The sequence below is a fragment of the Paenarthrobacter sp. PAE-2 genome (assembly GCF_026013155.1).
Taxonomy (GTDB): domain Bacteria; phylum Actinomycetota; class Actinomycetes; order Actinomycetales; family Micrococcaceae; genus Arthrobacter; species Arthrobacter ureafaciens.
Genome location: NZ_JAPDNV010000044.1, coordinates 1 through 17,573, shown reverse-complemented (window position 1 = coordinate 17,573; position 17,573 = coordinate 1). Strand labels below are relative to the sequence as shown.

At 63.8% G+C, this 17,573-nt stretch carries 17 protein-coding genes and 1 riboswitch; of the genes, 10 read left to right on the top strand and 7 right to left on the bottom strand.

Annotation, left to right across the window (positions count from 1 at the left end; all coding sequences use genetic code 11):
* Nucleotides 1-78 precede the first annotated feature (78 nt).
* From lhgO to OCL88_RS18440, 3 genes are all read left to right on the top strand, one after another.
* Nucleotides 79-1,293: an L-2-hydroxyglutarate oxidase gene (gene lhgO / locus OCL88_RS18450; protein ID WP_264963471.1), complete on the top strand. Its 1,215-nt coding sequence runs from the start codon at nucleotides 79-81 to the stop codon at nucleotides 1,291-1,293.
* A 124-nt stretch (nucleotides 1,294-1,417) separates the two neighbouring features.
* The gene (locus tag OCL88_RS18445) at nucleotides 1,418-1,720 is read left to right on the top strand and encodes a DUF4193 domain-containing protein (protein WP_166185733.1); all 303 of its coding nucleotides are present in this window, start codon (nucleotides 1,418-1,420) and stop codon (nucleotides 1,718-1,720) included.
* A gap of 258 nt (nucleotides 1,721-1,978) precedes the next feature.
* Nucleotides 1,979-2,527, top strand: a complete 549-nt coding sequence (locus tag OCL88_RS18440) for a hypothetical protein (RefSeq protein ID WP_264963470.1) — start codon at nucleotides 1,979-1,981, stop codon at nucleotides 2,525-2,527.
* Nucleotides 2,528-2,663: 136 nt separating this feature from the next.
* On the opposite strand, the gene OCL88_RS18435 is transcribed toward OCL88_RS18440, so the two are convergent.
* From OCL88_RS18435 to OCL88_RS18420, 4 genes are all read right to left on the bottom strand, one after another.
* Entirely contained in the window at nucleotides 2,664-4,202 is a 1,539-nt protein-coding gene (locus OCL88_RS18435; RefSeq protein WP_166185737.1) for an APC family permease, read from the bottom strand.
* A gap of 12 nt (nucleotides 4,203-4,214) precedes the next feature.
* Entirely contained in the window at nucleotides 4,215-5,240 is a 1,026-nt protein-coding gene (locus OCL88_RS18430; protein WP_166185739.1) for an agmatine/peptidylarginine deiminase, read from the bottom strand.
* Nucleotides 5,237-6,250, bottom strand: a complete 1,014-nt coding sequence (locus OCL88_RS18425; RefSeq protein ID WP_166185741.1) for a nitrilase-related carbon-nitrogen hydrolase — start codon at nucleotides 6,248-6,250, stop codon at nucleotides 5,237-5,239. The genes OCL88_RS18430 and OCL88_RS18425 overlap by 4 nt, the downstream gene beginning before the upstream one ends.
* Before the next feature lie 209 nt (nucleotides 6,251-6,459).
* On the bottom strand, nucleotides 6,460-7,041 hold the full coding sequence (locus OCL88_RS18420; RefSeq protein ID WP_166185743.1) for a helix-turn-helix domain-containing protein: 582 nt from the start codon (nucleotides 7,039-7,041) through the stop codon (nucleotides 6,460-6,462).
* 135 nt (nucleotides 7,042-7,176) lie between these two features.
* On the opposite strand from OCL88_RS18420, the gene OCL88_RS18415 reads away from it, so the two are divergent.
* A complete protein-coding gene (locus OCL88_RS18415; protein ID WP_264963469.1) occupies nucleotides 7,177-8,172 on the top strand; it encodes an NAD(P)/FAD-dependent oxidoreductase in 996 nt (331 codons plus the stop codon).
* Nucleotides 8,173-8,218: 46 nt separating this feature from the next.
* Nucleotides 8,219-9,094 carry an NAD-dependent epimerase/dehydratase family protein gene (locus OCL88_RS18410; RefSeq protein ID WP_264963468.1) on the top strand — a complete coding sequence of 292 codons (876 nt, stop codon included), beginning with the start codon at nucleotides 8,219-8,221 and terminating at the stop codon, nucleotides 9,092-9,094.
* A 127-nt stretch (nucleotides 9,095-9,221) separates the two neighbouring features.
* On the opposite strand, the gene OCL88_RS18405 is transcribed toward OCL88_RS18410, so the two are convergent.
* Nucleotides 9,222-10,241, bottom strand: coding sequence for a LacI family DNA-binding transcriptional regulator (locus OCL88_RS18405; protein WP_062095332.1), 1,020 nt, complete (start codon nucleotides 10,239-10,241; stop codon nucleotides 9,222-9,224).
* A 145-nt stretch (nucleotides 10,242-10,386) separates the two neighbouring features.
* Here OCL88_RS18405 and OCL88_RS18400 point away from each other — a divergent pair, with 145 nt between their 5' ends.
* Both OCL88_RS18400 and OCL88_RS18395 read left to right on the top strand, forming a co-directional pair.
* Nucleotides 10,387-11,574, top strand: a complete 1,188-nt coding sequence (locus OCL88_RS18400) for a Gfo/Idh/MocA family protein (RefSeq protein WP_264963467.1) — start codon at nucleotides 10,387-10,389, stop codon at nucleotides 11,572-11,574.
* Nucleotides 11,571-12,590, top strand: coding sequence for a sugar phosphate isomerase/epimerase family protein (locus OCL88_RS18395; RefSeq protein ID WP_264963466.1), 1,020 nt, complete (start codon nucleotides 11,571-11,573; stop codon nucleotides 12,588-12,590). Before OCL88_RS18400 ends, OCL88_RS18395 begins: the two co-directional genes overlap by 4 nt.
* Nucleotides 12,591-12,667: 77 nt before the next feature.
* On the opposite strand, the gene OCL88_RS18390 is transcribed toward OCL88_RS18395, so the two are convergent.
* Nucleotides 12,668-13,882: an amidohydrolase gene (locus OCL88_RS18390; protein WP_264963465.1), complete on the bottom strand. Its 1,215-nt coding sequence runs from the start codon at nucleotides 13,880-13,882 to the stop codon at nucleotides 12,668-12,670.
* Nucleotides 13,883-13,974: 92 nt separating this feature from the next.
* On the opposite strand from OCL88_RS18390, the gene OCL88_RS18385 reads away from it, so the two are divergent.
* Nucleotides 13,975-14,616 carry a cyclodeaminase/cyclohydrolase family protein gene (locus OCL88_RS18385; protein ID WP_264963464.1) on the top strand — a complete coding sequence of 214 codons (642 nt, stop codon included), beginning with the start codon at nucleotides 13,975-13,977 and terminating at the stop codon, nucleotides 14,614-14,616.
* 141 nt (nucleotides 14,617-14,757) lie between these two features.
* On the opposite strand, the gene OCL88_RS18380 is transcribed toward OCL88_RS18385, so the two are convergent.
* Entirely contained in the window at nucleotides 14,758-16,311 is a 1,554-nt protein-coding gene (locus tag OCL88_RS18380; RefSeq protein ID WP_264963463.1) for an MFS transporter, read from the bottom strand.
* Nucleotides 16,312-16,384: 73 nt separating this feature from the next.
* Between OCL88_RS18380 and OCL88_RS18375 the strand changes: the two genes are divergently transcribed.
* Together OCL88_RS18375 and OCL88_RS18370 are read left to right on the top strand one after the other, a co-directional pair.
* Entirely contained in the window at nucleotides 16,385-16,924 is a 540-nt protein-coding gene (locus OCL88_RS18375) for a TetR/AcrR family transcriptional regulator (RefSeq protein ID WP_264963462.1), read from the top strand.
* 92 nt (nucleotides 16,925-17,016) lie between these two features.
* Nucleotides 17,017-17,115, top strand: a riboswitch (glycine riboswitch).
* A gap of 177 nt (nucleotides 17,116-17,292) precedes the next feature.
* Nucleotides 17,293-17,573, top strand: a 281-nt coding sequence (locus OCL88_RS18370) for a hypothetical protein (RefSeq protein ID WP_264963461.1), incomplete at its 3' end; no start/stop codon positions are given.

Sequence of the window (17,573 nt, the reverse complement as noted above, 5' to 3'; positions counted from 1 at the left end):
CGTTTCAAGCCCCGGCCCGCAGCGCCTCGTGGCATGCTGTGCACAGATACCGGCAAGGCCCCAACAACGAGGAGTGTCATGGCCCATTTCCCGGCAAGCAACATCAAACGTTGTGCCGTCGTAGGCGGCGGCATCATCGGCGTCGCAGTGGCGCGGGAACTGGCCATGAAACTTGACGCCCACATCACTGTTTATGAGAAGGAAGACCGTCTCGCCGCACACCAGACCGGGCACAACTCGGGGGTGGTCCACGCGGGCCTTTACTACGAGCCCGGTGGGCTGAAAGCCACCCTCTGCCGCAGGGGCGTGGAACTGCTCCGGGACTTCTGTGCCACCAGGAACCTGCCTTACGAAGCATGTGGAAAGCTCGTTATCGCCCAGACAGCGGAGGAATCGCAACGGCTCGGGGCCATCTTTGCCCGGGCTACCGCCAACAAGGTTCCGGGCGTACGGATGCTGACAGGTGAGCAGATCGCCGGGGTGGAGCCGAACGCCGTCGGGCTTTCTGCCGTGCACTCACCGGAAACGGCGATCGTGGACTACCGCGCAATCACGAACGCGCTCGCCGACGACGTACGCGCGGCGGGTGGTGATATCCGCCTTGGACAGGAAGTCGCCTCGATCGAGCAGCGGGGGAGCGGCGCAGTAGTCCGGACGAACTCGGGGGCGGACCACTACGACCTGGTGGTGGCCTGCGCCGGTCTCCAATCGGACCGGCTGGCGGCGGCTAGGGGCGAAGGTCGGTCGCCCAGGATCGTGCCGTTCTTCGGCCAGTACTTCCTGCTCGGCGAGGAAGCCCGGCACAAGGTCAACGGCCTCATCTACCCTGTACCGGATCCAAAACACCCTTTCCTTGGCGTGCATCTGACCAAGCGCATTGACGGTGAAATGATGTTGGGCCCCAATGCTTTCATTTCGTTCGGCAGGGAATCTTATTCCTGGAAACACGTCGATGTGAGGGATGTGCTCAATTACGCACTCTTCCCCGGCTTCTGGAATTTTGCCCGGCAGAACATTCCTTCCGCGGTCCGTGAATTCCAGACGGTGGTCAGCCGCAGGAAGTTCGTCAAGGAGGCCGTGCGCTTTGTGCCTTCCTTGGAAGGCGCGTCGGTGCAGCCCGGAACGCGTGGTGTGCGGGCCCAAGCGATGAACAGCGATGGCTCGCTGGTGGACGACTTCGTGATTGCCCGGCGACGGGACATCGTCCTGGTGCGGAATGCCCCCTCGCCCGGGGCAACCTCGTCCATGGCCATTGCCGAGTACATCGTGCAGCAGGCGCTGCAGGGGCATTGATGCAGGCCGGATAAACACGGCAATGTCGTGTTCGGCACACTATTCGGATATTCCTTGGGCTTTGCCCTAAACTGCTGCACTGAGGTGCCGGAATGGCACTGTGCAGCAACGAAAGCGAACCCTCATGGCTACTGATTACGACGCCCCGCGCAAGACTGAAGACGAGTCTCCCGGCGAATCGCTTGAGGCCCTTCAGGCGTCCCGTGGGACCAGCGCCCAGACTGCAGTGATCGACCTCGATGAGAACGATACTGCCGAAGGTATTGACCTTCCGGGCGCCGATCTTTCCAGTGAAGAGCTGACCGTTGTAGTAGTTCCGGAGCAATCCGACGAGTTTACGTGCGGCTCTTGTTTCCTGGTCCGTCACCGGTCCCAGATTGCCTTGGAAAAGAACGGCTTGAAGTACTGCAAGGATTGCGAAGGCTGACCCCGGGGACCAGCCAACGAGCCCCGTCACGCCCTTCCGGCGGACGGGGTTTTTTGTTTGTGATCCACGGTTACGAATTTGCCGCCGGTGGCCTTCAATACGGTGCCAAAGGGACACGCGGCACGGTGCAGAATGACGTTTCCGTGACCGACCCGGGCTTCCTCTAACGGTTGAATGCCGATGCGGAAACAACCCGCTCAAAAGCCCGCCGCAACTTCTACGCTTGAGGTATCCAACCCGCCTTTAAGGAGGCAAAAAATGAGGAAAATCGGGGCCGGGTTTGCTGCCGCAATAATGGCGGCGGGGCTCGGCCTGGCAGGGCCGGGGGTGGCCTCGGCGGCATCACCGTACTGTGGAATTATGTGGGGTTCCCTGGCCAAGGCCGATCCCGACATGAGTTCCGCACATGTCACCAACGTGCGGACAGGGCAGCAGGCCTGCTACGACAGGTTGGTGATCGACCTGACCGGCAAGGTGGCCGGCTACTCAGTGCAGTACGTCCCCGTGGTGATCCAGGACGGTTCCGGGTTCCAGATCCCGACCCTTGGCGGTGCCGACCTCCAGATCACGGTAACCGCGCCTTCCTATGACCAGAACGGCCAGTCGACCTACTCGCCGGCGGCCAAGGCGGAACTGTCCAATGTGTCCGGTTACCAAACCTTCCGGCAGGTGGTCTATGCGGGCAGCTTCGAGGGCTACACGAGCATCGGACTGGGGGTCCGTGCCCGGCTTCCGTTCAGGGTGTTCACTATGGACGGGCCCGACGGCGGTTCGCGCCTGGTGGTGGACGTGGCGCACCACTGGTAACCCTCGCCGAAAACCAAACCCCCTCCCAAAACCAAACCCCCGCCAAAACGCGGGAAAGCTGCGGGTTCGCAGGGAAGTTTCCCAACGAACCAGCAGCTTTCCGGCGAACGGAGCGAGCCGAACTTGGCGGACCTACCTACTCCGGGACCACCAGGGCGGGAGTGTCCTTGCGGATGGTCTCTCCGCGGAAGAACCCTGGACGTACCCGGGACATGATCAGCATGACCACCGCTCCCGAAGCCAGGATGCCGACGCCCAGGATGAAAACGAGTCCCACGCCGAAGATTTCCGAACCGCTGCCGAACTCCGGGGCCCAGCTGTCTACCGCGGTCTGGATGAACACCACGAACAGGCCCACGCCACCCAGCAGCGGGCATACGAGGCGCAGGAAGAAGTTCCGTGCGCTGCTGAAAACACTGTGGCGGAAGTACCACACGCAGGCGATCGCGGTCAGTCCGTAGTAGAAGCAGATCATGAGGCCCAGCGCCAGGATGGTGTCGTTGAGTACGTTCTCGCTGATCACGTGCATCACCGCGTAGAAGCCCGCGGACAGGATGCCGGCAGCGATGGTGGCGTAGCCCGGCGTCGAGAACTTCCTGCTCAGGTGCGTGAAGCGTTCCGGCAGTGCGCCGTAGTGGCCCATGGCCAGGAGGCTGCGCGAAGGTGATGTGAAGGTGGACTGAAGTGAGGCTGCGGAACTGGACAGGACTGCGAGGGACATCAGGATCGCGAACGGTCCCATCACCGGCGAGGCCAGGGCCGTGAAGACGTTGGCGTGGTTTTCTTCGTTGTTCAAGCCGATTCCGGTGTCCCCGACGCCGGCGAACATCATGGTGGCGATGGTCACCAGCAGGTAGATGCCCAGCACCACCACTGCTGTCAGGGTTCCTGCTGCGCCTGCGGTCTTCTTTCCGTTGGCGGTTTCCTCGTTGACGGTGAGGCACACATCCCAGCCCCAGTAGACAAAGATCGAGAGGGAGATGCCTGCTGCGATCTGGCCGAACGTCTCAATCTTGGTGACGTCGAACCAGTCCCAGCTGAACGGGATGGCGGTAGGGGATGCTGACCAGTTCGCGAAGGCCATCCCAACGAAGAGGCCAAGGGCCAGCAGTTGGAAGCCCACCAGTCCGTACTGGACGATCTTGGTGGTGTGCAGGCCACGGTAGCTGACCCACACGGCCAGCGCTACGAACACGAGGCACGTGAGCACATTGAGCAGCTTGTTCGACGCGAGGTCGGCAATCTCCGGGTTTCCTGCCAACTGGGACAAGAACAGGTAGAAGAAGTCCACCGCCACACCCGCGAGGTTGGACAGCACAATGATGTTGGCTGCGAGCAGTCCCCAGCCGCCCATCCAGCCCACCCATGGGCCGAATGCCTTGGTGACCCAGGTGAACGTGGTCCCGCTGTCCGGTGAGTCTGCGTTGAGTTCCCTGTAGGCGAGTGATACCAGGATCATCGGGATGAACCCGATGAGGAAGATGGCGGGAAGCTGCAGGCCGACTGTGCTGATGGTGGGGCCCAGGGCCCCGGTCAACGTGTAGGCGGGTGCAATGGTGGAGATGCCAAGAACGACGACGGCGAGGAGCCCCAACTGCCCCGTCTTCAGTCCCTTGCCGCTGATGTTGTGCGACGTCGCAGCGTCGGTTGCGCTGCTGTGGATTGTCTGGCTCATGAAAGGCCCTTTCTAGATGGCCGAAGGCTGTTGCTGCGTAATGCAGTGGATGCCGCCGCCCCGGGCGAAGAGCTCCCGCGCGTCAACACTGACCACGCGGCGGCCGGGGTAGGCATCAGAGAGGATGCGGAGTGCTTTCTCGTCCATGGGGTCGTTGAAGCTGCAGGCGATGACCCCGCCGTTGACCACGAGGTGGTTGATGTAGCTGTAGTCCACGTAACCCTCGTCGTCGGTCAGTGTTTCCGGTGCCGGAACTTCAATGATGTTCCATTCCCGGCCGGCTGCGTCATGGGTGGTGCGCAGGAAATCGATGATCTGCCGGGAGACTTCATAGTCAGGGTGGTCCGGGTTCTGCTGTGAATGGACCAACAACGTTCCCGGGCTTGGGATGGCGGCAACGATGTCCACGTGGCCGCGGGTGCCGAACTTCTCCGAGTCGCGGGTGAGGCCGCGGGGAAGCCACACCACGTGGGTTGCGCCGATGGTGCGCGCCAGCTCCTGTTCGATGTCCGCCTTGGTCAGGCCCGGATTGCGGCCCTGATCCAATTGGACGGTCTCGGTCACCAGGACCGTTCCCTCGCCGTCGACCTGGATGCCGCCGCCCTCGTTCACGATGCCCGAGGGAACACGCTGTACGTTGGCACGGCTGGCTACGTAGTCGGCGATCAGGGAGTCCTTGTCCCACGCAGCCCAGTCCTGGCCGCCCCAACCGTTGAAGATCCAATCCACGGCACCCAACTGCCTGTTGGCGTCGAGCACGAAGGACGGGCCGATGTCCCGCATCCAGGCATCGTTCAGTTCCGCGGTCAGTACCTCGACGCGAGGGTCCAGGTAGCGCGCGGCTGTTTCGACGTCGTCGGGTTCTACCACCATGGTGACCGGTTCGAACTCGAGGATGGCGTTCGCGACCGCGGCCCATGCTGACCGGGCAGCGTGTGCTTCTTCCTCCGTCCCGCCCAACGTGTACCCGCCGGTGGGGAACGCCATCCAGACCCGGTCCTGCGGGGCGGTCTCGGAGGGCATGCGCCAGGTGCTCATGCGGGAACTGCCTGGGGCTGGGCGCCGAGCGGAGCGTCGTGGTTGACGGGTTCGGTCAGGCGGCCGTAGGTTTCCGGGCGTCGGGTGGTCAGGAACGGGAAGAGCGTGAGCCAGTCCTTGCGCTGGTCGAGGTCAAGATCGGCAACGAGCACGGCGGATTCATCCCGCGGCGCCTGCACCAGAATGCGCCCGTAGGGATCGGAGATGAAGGACGAACCGTAGAAGTTCAGGGTGCCTTCGCTGCCGTGGCGGTTGGGGGCGACCATGAACAGGCCGTTGGCGATGCCGTTGCCCACGATGACCTGCTGCCACAGGGGCTGGGTGTCGAAGTCCGGGTGGTCCGGTTCCGAGCCGATGGCCGTGGGGTAGACCAGGATTTCCGCGCCGCCCAGCGAATACAGGCGTGCGAGTTCCGGGAACCATTCGTCCCAGCACGTGGGCATGCCCAGGCGTGCTCCACCGAGTTCGGCCGGAGCATGGACGGCGTACGCGTCATCGGCGTCAGGGCCCTTGCGGAAGAACTTGTCCTCGTAGTAGCCGGCCGTCACCGGGATGTGCAGCTTGTGCGTGCGGGCCACGAGTTCTCCGGCGGGGGAGACGAGGATGGCGGTGTTCAAGCCCAGACCGTCATCGCTGCCGTCCGGGTTTTCGGCCCGTTGGTACAGGGAAGCATGAACGGAGACCCCGAACTGACGGGCTGCCTCGGCTGCGAAGGTGAAGGTGGGGCCGGTGAAGAGGTCTTCTGCGATATCCGATGGGCGGACCCCGGCGGCCGGGTTGTTGGCCGGGCGGGTATCGGCCGGGTAACGGGACAGGGTCAGCTCGGGCAGGAAGACGACTGCGGCTCCCAGCTTGGCTGCGCGTTCGATGCCCTCGTTCAATTCGGCGCGCAGGACGGCTTCGTCCGCGTGCCAACGGTGCTGGACGACGCCCACCCGCAGGGGAGTGCGGGTAGAAGGCTCGGTGCGCGCCAGGGAAGTCGGGGCTTCGAGGCGGGTAATTTCAATCATGATGGCATGTTCTCCGGTGAGACGACTGTCACTAAATGAATAGCGTTCATTTAGTATGGCGGCAGACGTTCCGGAGCGCAAGGGTTAAATGAACCCCGTTCTTTTATGACCGGCGTGGAGTCGGGGTTGTTGGGCGCGAGATGACATTTGATGCCAATGCTGGGGGCGAACATTGGCATTAACTGCCATCTCGCGGGCGAACCAGGGCCTCAGCGCTTCGGCTTGGCCCTCAAGTGGATGCGCTCGCCTTGCTGTCCGAACAGGGTCAGGAGTTCCACCGGCTGGCTTGTGGCGCTTGCGAACCAATGCGGCGTGCGGGTGTCGAATTCCGCGGCCTCGCCGGCTTTGAGGACGAAGTCGTTCTCTCCAAGGATCAACCGGAGTTTCCCGTTGAGGATGTACATCCAGTCATATCCCTCGTGGGACTGCGGATTGGGCACCTCGTTTCCGGTGGCGCCGGGAAGGATCATCTTGAATGCCTGGATCCCGCCTGGCCGTCGAGTCAGCGGCAGGGCGGTGCCCCATTCGTGAACATGCGGCTTGAGATGCACGCGCGGATCGCCGGTCTCCGGGGCGTCAATGAGTTCCTCAAGCGGGACCTGGTGGAGCCTGGCGATGGGCAGGAGGAGTTCCAGGGTGGGTTTTCGCTGGCCCGACTCAAGGCGGGAGAGTGTGCTCACCGAAATGCGGGTTGCCTCTGAGGCCTCGGCGAGCGTGACGTTGCGCTGGGTGCGGAGCGTCCTGAGGCGGGGGCCTACCGAGCCGAGGAGCTTGCTGAAATCCGGGTCCATGAACAGTAGTTTGCCATTGCAGCAAAGTTTCTTGCCAGTCCGGGGGTGGTCTCGAAACCATTGGCTAAGAGTGTCTAAGCCCCGGGATCTCCACAACAAGTCGAAGACCGGGGTCTGCATGGAAGGGACGGAAGCGTGGAAGAGCAATACGACGTCGTTGTTATCGGGGGCGGCGCGGCAGGGCTGAGCGCCGCTGTCACCTTGGGGCGGGCCCTTCGCTCCGTGCTCGTCATTGACGCGGGGGAGCCGCGAAATGCACCGGCGGCCGGAGTCCATGGATTTCTCTCGCGTGACGGCATGAATCCGAAGGAATTGTTGGCCGTTGGCCGTGATGAGGTCCGAAAATACGGCGGTGACGTGGTTAACGGGACGGCCGTGGCGGCGCGTTCGACGGCGGAGCCCGGCGCAGGAGCGGAACCCGGCTTCGCGGTGGAGCTGGCGGATGGGCGGCGTGTGGCAGCCAGGCGCCTTCTGGTGGCCACAGGGTTGAGCGATGTGCTCCCGGACATCGGAGGCATCCATGAACGCTGGGGCCGGGATGTCCTCCATTGCCCGTACTGCCATGGCTGGGAAGTCCGGGACACCAAGATAGGCATCCTGGGCACGGGGCCGATGTCCATCCACCAGACCCTGCTGTTCCGGCAGTGGAGCCCGAACATCACACTGTTCCTCAACGACGTCCTGAAGCTTAGCGATGAAGAGTGGGAGCAGTTGGCCGCCCGCTCCATCTCGGTGGTCGAGGGAAAAGTGAAGTCCCTGGTGGTCCGGGTTGATGTCCTGACCGGCGTGGTCCTCGAATCCGGCAAGGAATTTCCGGTGGATGCGGCTGTTGTTGCTCCGCGGTTGGAAGCCCGGAGCGCCGTCCTCGAATCGTTGGGCATCAGGTCAGTCGGGCATCCAAGCGGCATTGGTCACTATGTGGAGTCGAGCGGACCCGCCGGGGCAACGGAAGTCCCGGGGGTTTGGGTGGCCGGAAACATCTCGGATCCCACCGGGCAGGTCATGGCATCGGCCGCCGCAGGAAACATGGCCGGCGCCGTGATCAACGCGGACCTCATGATGGCTGAAACCAAGGCAGCAACGGAATCCCGGCGACTCCAGGCGGCAGGGTCTCCCGCAGCCGGGCGCTGAGCGGATAGCGTGGGGCAAAACCCGTCCAAGGCCAAAGGGGTACTCCATGAAGATCGTCGTCATAGGCGGCAGCGGGCACATCGGCAGCTTCCTCGTTCCACGGCTGGTGCGCGCCGGCCATGAGGTCAACAACGTCAGCCGCGGACACCGAAAGCCCTATGTCGACGTGCCCGAGTGGAAGGATGTGCGCCATGTGGCCGCGGACCGCGAGCAGGAGGACCGGTCAGGCACCTTCGGTGACCTGGTGGCGGGACTGAACGCCGACGTCGTCATTGACTTGGTCTGTTTCACGCTGGAGTCCGCTGTTGGGCTGGTTGAAAAGCTGCGCGGTGCAACAGGTCATCTGCTGCACTGCGGTTCCATCTGGCGCTATGGTCCCAGTCGCAAAGTGCCCATTCCCGAGGATGCTGACCTGCCGCCTATCGGCGAATACGGGACCCGGAAGGACTCGATAGCACGGATGCTGAAGGCGGAGACGGCCGGCGGCGGCCTGGCAACCACTTCCCTGCACCCGGGGCACATCGTGGGTCCGGGTTGGCAACCGATCGGGCCGTTGGGGAACCTGGATCCGGAGGTTTGGTACACGCTCTCGGCCGGTCACGCCTTGAAGGTCCCCGACGGCGGCACGGCACTCATGCACCACGTCCACGCCGACGACCTTGCCCAGGCATTCCAGAAAGCCGTGGAACATCGCGGGGCAGCTGCGGGGGAGGACTTCAACATTGTTGCTCCCTCGGCCCTCAGCTCCAGAGGGTTCGCGGAAATCGCGGCTGGCTGGTTCGGCCGCGAGGCCAATCTTGAATCCATCACGTGGGACGAGTTCCGGGCATCGGACACGGAAGGGCATGCGGAAACAAGCTGGCAGCACCTGTACCGCAACCACTGTTTTTCCATCCGCAAGGCCGAGTCACTCATCGGTTAGGCGCCGATGTATGAACCGGAGGAGGCCATCTTCGAGTCCGTGCAGTGGCTGATCGACAACGAACAACTGCGGGTGGCGGGACCGCTGCGGGCGGGCAAATAGCAGCCCGCGTGGTGCCGTCGCGGGCTTACCGGGCACGCGCGGGAGCCGTTGTCCCGCGCAGCACCAATGTTGGCCCAATCAGGGTCTGCTCCGGCTTGAGTTCGGGGTCCTCCAGACGGTCCAGGAGCCTTCGTGCAGCGCTGGCGCCCACAACGTCGCTCCGGTTGTCGATGGATGTCAGATCAAGGAAGCGGGATTTGGCCAAAGGCGAGTTGTCATAACCGATCACGGAGACGTCATGCGGCACCGATAAACCGCGGGCCTTCAAGGCGGCGAAGGCACCCAGCGCCATGGTGTCGTTGGCGGCAAAGATCGCCGTGGTGTCCGGGTGGCGGTCCAGCAGCCGGCACGCGGAGGCGTAGCCGTCTTCTTCCGAGGTTCCGCTCGATTCCGCAACCAGGACCTCGACGCCGGCGGTCTCCATAGCGCGGCGGTAACCGGCCCGCCGGTGGTCGGAGGCGCCGTCGGACCCTGAGAGGTGGCCTATGCGCGTGTGGCCCAGCCCGAGCAGGTGTTCGGCGGCCATGGCGCCGCCGCCGTCGTCGTCGTTGGTGATGAGGTCTGCCCCGGAGGGAACGCCCTTGCGCCAGCCCGCGACGACGGTGGGCACCCAGGTTCGTGCCAGCATCGATTCGCTGGGCTCGGCCGCAATGACCAGCGCGTCCACGTGCATGGCCAGGAGGCCGTCGGTCGCTTCCTTGATCCTGTTCTCGCCCGGCCTCGAATCGGCCACGGTGACTTGGTAGCCGAGGTCCGAAAGTACCGACTCCATGCCGCGGAGGAGATCCACGAACCAGAGATTCCGGTAGTCGTCGATGAGCAGTCCGATGCTCTTGGTCCGATTGCTCGCCAAGGTGGTGGCCGCGCGGCTGGGCCTGTAGCCGAGGTGGTTGATGGCGGCGTGGACGGCGTCGCGGCGCTTTGCACTGACCCTTTCAGGGTCCTTGAGGAAGAGCGAAACCAACGACGGCGAGACGCCGGCTTCGGTGGCGACGTCGTAGAGGGTGGGGCGTCGGGTCTGGGGACTGTTCACGGGTTCAGGCATGCCTTTCGGGTCTGCTATCGAGGATAGTCGGCACATCATTGACAGGACATATGGACATAGCTACGATCAATGCCAGTGCAAAATTGTAGCGCTACAAAATGCCGTCACGTGCCCCACGAAACGGCGAAATTTCGAAGGAGAAATCATGGCTGAAAGCCTCGGCGTCGCCGTCATCGGTGCAGGCATGGCCGGCAAAGCCCACGCCGCCGCGTACCGCACGGCATCCGCCCTCTACAGCCCGGTGCTGCCCCAGGTGCGGCTTGTATCGATCGGCGATGTCAACGCTGAGTTCGGTTCCGTGGCCGCCCGCCGGTTCGGGTACGAACGCAACGACGCGTCCTGGCAGGCAATCGCCGAAGCCGACGACATTGATGTGGTCAGTGTGGTCATCGCCAACCCGCTGCACCGGGAAGTGGTCGAGGGATTGTTGGCGGCGGGCAAGCACGTGCTGTGCGAGAAGCCGCTCAGCGACACCCTCGAGGATGCCCGCGCCATGGCCGGGGCCGCCCGGGCTGCCGAAGCCCGCGGTAACCTGGCCCGCATCGGGTTCACCTTCCGCCGGACACCCGGGATTGCCTACATCCGCGAACTGATCAGGAACGGCGTCCTCGGAAACATACTGCACTTCAGTGGCCGGTACTGGACCGACTATGGTTTCAGCACCTCAGCTCCCATGAGCTGGCGATACAGAGGGGGCCCCGGCTCCGGTGCGCTGGCCGACGTCGGAAGCCACCTGACGTATGTTTCCGAGTTCCTGTGCGGCGACATTAAGTCCATCAGGGGCGGCCGCCTGGCAACGTCCATCAACAAGCGACCGCTGCCTTTGAGCGCAGTCATGGGCCATGACCACGTGGCCGTCAGCGACACTTTCGAGGCCGTGGAGAACGACGACTACGCGGCCTTCAACGCTGAGTTCGCCAATGGAGCGGGCAGTTTCGAGGTTTCCCGTGTGGCTGCCGGGCACGCCAACAGCCTCCAGTTGGAAGTGTTCTGCGAGAACGGGGGTGCGAAGTTCGACCAGCGCAGGCCCAATGAAATCCAGTTGTTCCTCAACGACGGGTCCGGCCTGCACAACGGGTACCGCCAGGTCATCCTGGGCCCGGGCCACCCGTACATTGCCGGTGGCCTGGCCATGGACGCGCCGGAGGTCGGCTTCGGCCAGAACGACGCCTTCGGTTATCAGGCCCGCGCCTTCCTGGAAGAAGTTGCCGGACTTTCCGAGGCGGAGTCGCTGCCCCGCTGTGCCACGTTCGACGAGGGCGTCCGCAACATGGAACTCCTTGGAGCCGTTACCGAATCAGCCCTGAACAACGGAAAGAAGATCACGCTATGAAACTCGGCGTCTACAACGCGATCCTGCACGACCGGTCCCTTCCCGAAGCCCTGAAAGTGATCGCAGACCTTGGCCTGACAGGCATCGAGATCAACACGGGAGGATTCCTGCCCGCTGTCCACGTTCCCACCATGGACGAGATCCTGGTTTCGGATGCCGCCCGCGATGACTACCTGGGACTCTTCGAGGGCACGGGCGTCTCAATCGCGGGCTTGAACTGCAACGGCAACCCGCTGCACCCGCGCAGGGAAATCGGCGAAGAGCACGCCGAAGACATCCGCCGCTCCATCCGTTTGGCCCATAGGCTCGGACAGGACAGGGTGGTGACCATGTCCGGTTTGCCCGGCGGCGAACCCGGCGCGACCGTCACCAACTGGGTGGTCAACGCATGGAATTCCGCGGCGTTGGACGTCCTGGATTACCAGTGGGGCGTGGCCGCCGATTTCTGGAAGGAAACCGACCGCCTCGCCGCCGACCACGGGGTAAAGGTAGCCCTTGAGCTTCACCCGCAAAACATCGTGTTCAACACCGCTGACGTCTACAAGCTCATCGAACTCACCGGAGCCACCCATGTGGGTGTGGAACTGGATGCATCCCACCTGTTCTGGCAGCAGATGGATCCCGTTGCGGTGGTGCGTGAGCTCGGTCCGCTGGTGTTCCAGGCGGCAGCCAAGGACGTGCGCGTGAACACTGAGAATGCCGCGCTTTACGGTGTGCTGGACAACAGCTTCCGCCGTCTTTCACCCGAGGAAAACCGCACCAACCTGGGCGGAGATGAGTGGGCCAACGAATGGCCCAAGAACTCCGCCTGGGACTTCGTAGCCCTCGGCAGGGGCCACGACACCGCCTACTGGACCGAGTTCCTCCGCGCCCTGTACGAGGTGGATCCGGACATGCTGGTCAACATCGAACATGAGGACACGTCCTTGGGACGGATCGAGGGGCTCGAAGTGGCTGCCAAAGTCCTCCGTGACGCTGATGCAGCTCTTGAGGCCTCGCTGAACATCCCGGCCTGACGCCGAAACTGGCTGGCATTAGCGGTTGTTTTGAGGCGTCAGAACAACCGCTGGTGCCAGTCAGTTGGGTAGTTGTACTACGCCAGGAACTCCCGGGCTGCCGTGACCAGCGCTTCCGTCCCGAGGGTGAGGGTGGGCTCAATAACGGGAGCGAAGTACGGCGAGTGGTTGGAGGGGACATCCTCCGGAAGGCGCCCCGTCTGGGCGAAGTCCTTGGCGTAGTGCGGCTCGATGCCGCCCAGGAACCAGAACACCAACGGCGCGCCGGCTGCCGTGGCGAGCATGCCCACGTCTTCGCTCCCGGAAACCGGTCCGGGGTCAATGACCTGCCCGGCGCCGAACTTTTGCCGGAAGGCCGCATCCACCCTTTGCGCGGCTGCGTCGTCATTCACGGTAAGGGGAAAGCGCTCCTCGTAATTGAACTCGGGTTCCTTCACGGCACCCGAGGCGGTCGCTTCGCTCCGAACAATACGTTCGACGGCGGACAGTACCTTTTCGCGGGTGGGCTCGCTGAAGGACCGGATACTGAGGCCAAGGGTGGCCGTTTCCGGAATGATGTTGTTCTTGGTGCCTGCATGCAGTTGTCCCACGGTCACCACAGCCGAATCACTCGCGGCGATTTCCCTCGCAACCACCCCCTGGAGACGAACCGTGGCTGCCGCGGCCATGAGGACCGGGTCCACGGTGGTTTCAGGGCGTGAACCGTGCCCGCCGCGACCGTGCAGGGTGATGTTGAGCGAATCAGCAGATGCCATGGCAACACCGGAGCGAAGTCCGAACCAGCCCGCGGGAACAGGCGCCACATGCTGGCCAAGGACCACCTCGGGCTTGGGGACGCGATCGTAGAGGCCGTCCTTGACCATGGTGTCCGCCCCGCCACCGAACTCTTCGGCCGGCTGGAAGACTGCGATCAGCGTGCCATGCCACTCCTGCCTCGTCCGGACGAGTTCCTCCACGGCGCCAATCAGGCAGGTGACGTGGACATCGTGACCGCAGGCGTGCATGACAGGTACCTCAAGGCCCTCGTGGTCCACACCCATGGCAGTGCTCGCGTAGTCCAGCCCAGTGGCTTCCTTGACGGGCAGTGCATCCATGTCCGCTCGCAGCATCACAACGGGGCCCTCCCCGTTCCGGAGAACGCCCACTACGCCGGTTTTCCCGATGTTCCGGTGGACTTGGAGGCCCAGGTTTTCAAGGTGCCCGGCCACGACTCCAGCCGTTCGCACCTCTTGGAACGACAGCTCCGGGTGAGCGTGCAGGTCTTTGTACAGTTCTTCAAGGTCAATGCCCACAGGGATGCCCCTCACAGTTTCGACGCCGGGATGGCCAGTGTATCGGGGGGACAGTGGTGTTGGTCAGGTCTTGGAATGCGAGACTGGGCTGCATGGCTGCTTCCGAAGAGATCACTACCCAACACTCCACGGTCGAGGAATGGACCAAGGCCCTGGCGGAGTCCAGCGGTTCACCTGGCGGAGGGGCCGGGACCGGGGTGATGCTTGGCATCGCCGCATCGTTGACCTCAATGGTGGCCGGCTACTCGGAGAACGCGGGGGAGGACTTGCTGGGCCGGGCGCGCGCCTTGCGGGAGACGGCCCTTCGCCTGGCAGACGAGGACGCCGTAGCCTCCAAAGCTTTCGGGGCAGCGTTCCGGCTGGACCCCGGTCCGGAACGTGAGAAGGCCATCCGCGAAGCATCCGTGGAAGCGGCCAAAGCGTCCGCGGTGTTGGGGGATCACGCCATTGAGGCCGTCGAAGACCTGGAATGGCTGGCTGCGAACGGCAATCCTGCCCTGATCGCCGACGTCGTGGTGGCCTGCGGGGCGCTCCGGGCTGCGATTGCCGGTGCACGGACCAACGTCAGCTTCGACCTTGCGGCTCTCGCGAAGGACGGCACCACCCTTGAGGAAGTTCGCGAAGCCCACCCCGACCTCTGGGAAACCGTCGGCCGCTTGAGCGAAGCCATCGACCGGATCGACGCCTTGACTGCGGACGTGGACAGTAAAGCGGCTCCCACTGACACCGTGTAGGGCTCGTTCCCAGCATGGGCGCCGGCCATTTAGACGGCTCGCTGCATGTTAGACGATTCATACCGTCTAACACGCAGCGAGCCATCGAATCGGAGCTGCGCCCCGGCTTAATGCGCCGCCCGGCCCACTGCGACGCCAAGACTACTGCGCCCTCGGCACCCGGCGAAGTACGACGGCGGCAAGCACTGCCGCTCCTGCCATCAGTACCAGCCCGATCGCCGCGGTGACGTGCACTCCGGATTCGAAGGCCACCCCTGCGGCCGCAGTCAGGGCCTCGGACAAGGGCGCGGGCAGTGCGGCCGCCGCATCAACCGCTCCGGCCAAGGTTTCCCCTGACTGGCCCGCAGCGGCAGCGGATACGCCGTCCGGTATCACCAGGTTGTGCTGGTAGGACGCGGTCAGGATGGAGCCCAGGACGGCGGTGCCCAGGAGCGATCCCAGTTCGTAGCCTGTTTCCGAGATGGCGGATGCCGCGCCGGACTTGTCCGCCGGGACCGAGCCCAGGATGAGGTCGTTGGAGATGGTCTCCGCAGCACCCACACCAACTGCCAACACCGTCAGTGCTGAGAGCAGGAACACCGGGCCGCTTCCGTGATCGCCCACGACAACCACCAGGTACCCCACTGCATTGAGGACCAGGCCGCCCGCCACCACAAAGCCGGGGCGGATCCGCTTCACCAGCGGTACCACCACCAGCCCTGCCACGATGGTGGCCAAGAGGGCCGGGATCATGGCAATACCCGCCTCCATGGGCGACTGGCCTTCGATGAGTTGCAGGTGCTGGGCGAAGAAGTAGATGAACCCGGTCATGGAGAACAGGGACAGCACGTTGGCGACGATGGCCGTGCTGAACACTTTGTTGCTGAAGAGGCGCACGTCCAGCATGGGGCTGGCCAACTGCTGCTGCCGCCGCACGAAGAGCACGCCCAGTACCGCGCCGAAGAGCATGAAGAAAGCGGCGGTTGGCCCGAAGCCGTGCACGGCGAATTCCTTGATGCCGTAGACGAACGGAGCCATGGTGAGGACGGACAGGACGATGCTTGGTACGTCCACCCGGCCAGGGTTGGCGTCCTTCGACTCCGGAATGAGGATCCTGCCGAACGCAAGCAGGGGCAGGAGCAGGAACGTTGCCACCAGGAAGACAGCTCCCCACCAGAAGTGCTCCACGAGCCAGCCGCCAAAGATGGGGCCGAGGGCTGCGCCGCCGGAGAACCCGGCTGCCCAGACGGCGATGGCGAGGCGGCGCCGGTTCGGGTCGGTGAAGATGTTCCTGATCAGGGACAGTGTTGAGGGCATCAGCATGGCGCCGAAGACTCCAAGGGCTGCGCGGCCGGCTATCAGCCATTCAGCCGAGGGCGCGAACGCCGTAGCGGCCGACACCGCCGCGAAGCCTGTGCTGCCGGCCAGAAGCAGCCGCCGTCGTCCTATCCTGTCGCCGAGGTTGCCCATGGATACCAGCAATGCAGCCAGGACCAGCGGGTACGCGTCAACGATCCACAGAAGCTGGATGCCCCCGACTTCCAATGAGCGGGCGATCTCCGGCAGAGCGAAGGTGAGGGCGGTGTTGTCCACGGCCACCAGGAGAACCGGAAACATGAGCAGGGCAAGGGCCGTCCAGTCGCGCCATCCTGCCGTCCTGCCGGGGAGGGGGCGGGTGGAAGTGCGGGGAGCTTTGGTTGCGGACGACGAAAACATGAACATTACTGTACCGTCCAGACGGTATAGTTTCAAAGGAGCTCAACACGCCTGTTTAGGGAATGATGGACACATGCCGCGAAAACCAGTTGCCAAGGATGCCGTCCTGGATGCCTTCGAGGCGCTCCTGATCGAGGTGGGGGAGCGGGCAGCAACGCTCGACGCCGTCGCGAACCGCGCCGGAGTCTCCAAGGGAGGGCTCCTCTATCACTTCCCCAACAAGGAGGCCCTCATCAGCGCTTTGCTGGAACGCCTCGACCGCTTGGCGGAGGAAGACACCGAACAAATGATCGCGGCCCCGGACGGTGCGGCTGCGTACTTCATCCGGTCTTCGGTGTGGGCCGGTACGCCCATGGACCGGGCCTTTGTGGCGACCACCCGCTTGGCAGAGGTAGCCCACGAGGAGACGCGGAGGAGGTTTGCCGCCATCCAACAACGCTGGCTCGACGTGCTCGCCGAGGACGTTGGGCCGGAAGTCGCCAAAGCCGTCAGCTACATGGGTGACGGACTCTATTTCAACGCCATGTTCGAAGGCGGGCAGGCGGGCGGCAGCGCCGGGCGGGAGGCCGACGTCGGGATCCTGCTCGAGGTTCTGGAGCGACTGCGGAAGTAGCGCTCCGCCTATTTGCCGCGACGCCGGGCACGTAGGACAATTAACAATTGTGGTGCGCCTTGCAGCGGGCCGCGAACAACTGCATAAGCCTATGATCTGCGGCGGGAGAGTCCTGCAAAGCACGTGACGCAGGCGCCGTAGGAGCAAATCCTCCCCAGGAATCTCTCAGGCCCACGCACCGCCGCGGCTAGGCAACTCTGGAAAGCAGCAGGCAATCCGCCGTCAGCGGTGACGATTGTTGTGCTCACCGACGGTGCAAGCGGCGTTGCGCAGACAACCCGCGGAAACTCTCAGGTCCAATACAGAGCGGGGAGGAACCCGAGCCACTGCGGCGTACCCAAGCGCCGCCCAACTAATGGAGTTCCTTCGTGACGGTTAGTTCAGCCTCCACCGCCTTCGTCGATCGGCACATCGGTGCCCGCCGCCAGGCCGACATCGGCACCATGCTCAAGTCAGTCGGTTACGACTCCGTGGATTCCCTCGTGGACACCGCGGTTCCCAACGACATCCGCCAGGACGTTGCCCTGACGCTGCAGAACGCGCTGAGCGAGGTGGAGGTCCTTGCTGAACTCCGCAAGCTTGCTTCCAAGAACAAGACTGCCGTCCAGATGATCGGCCAGGGCTACTACGACACCATCACGCCCCCGGT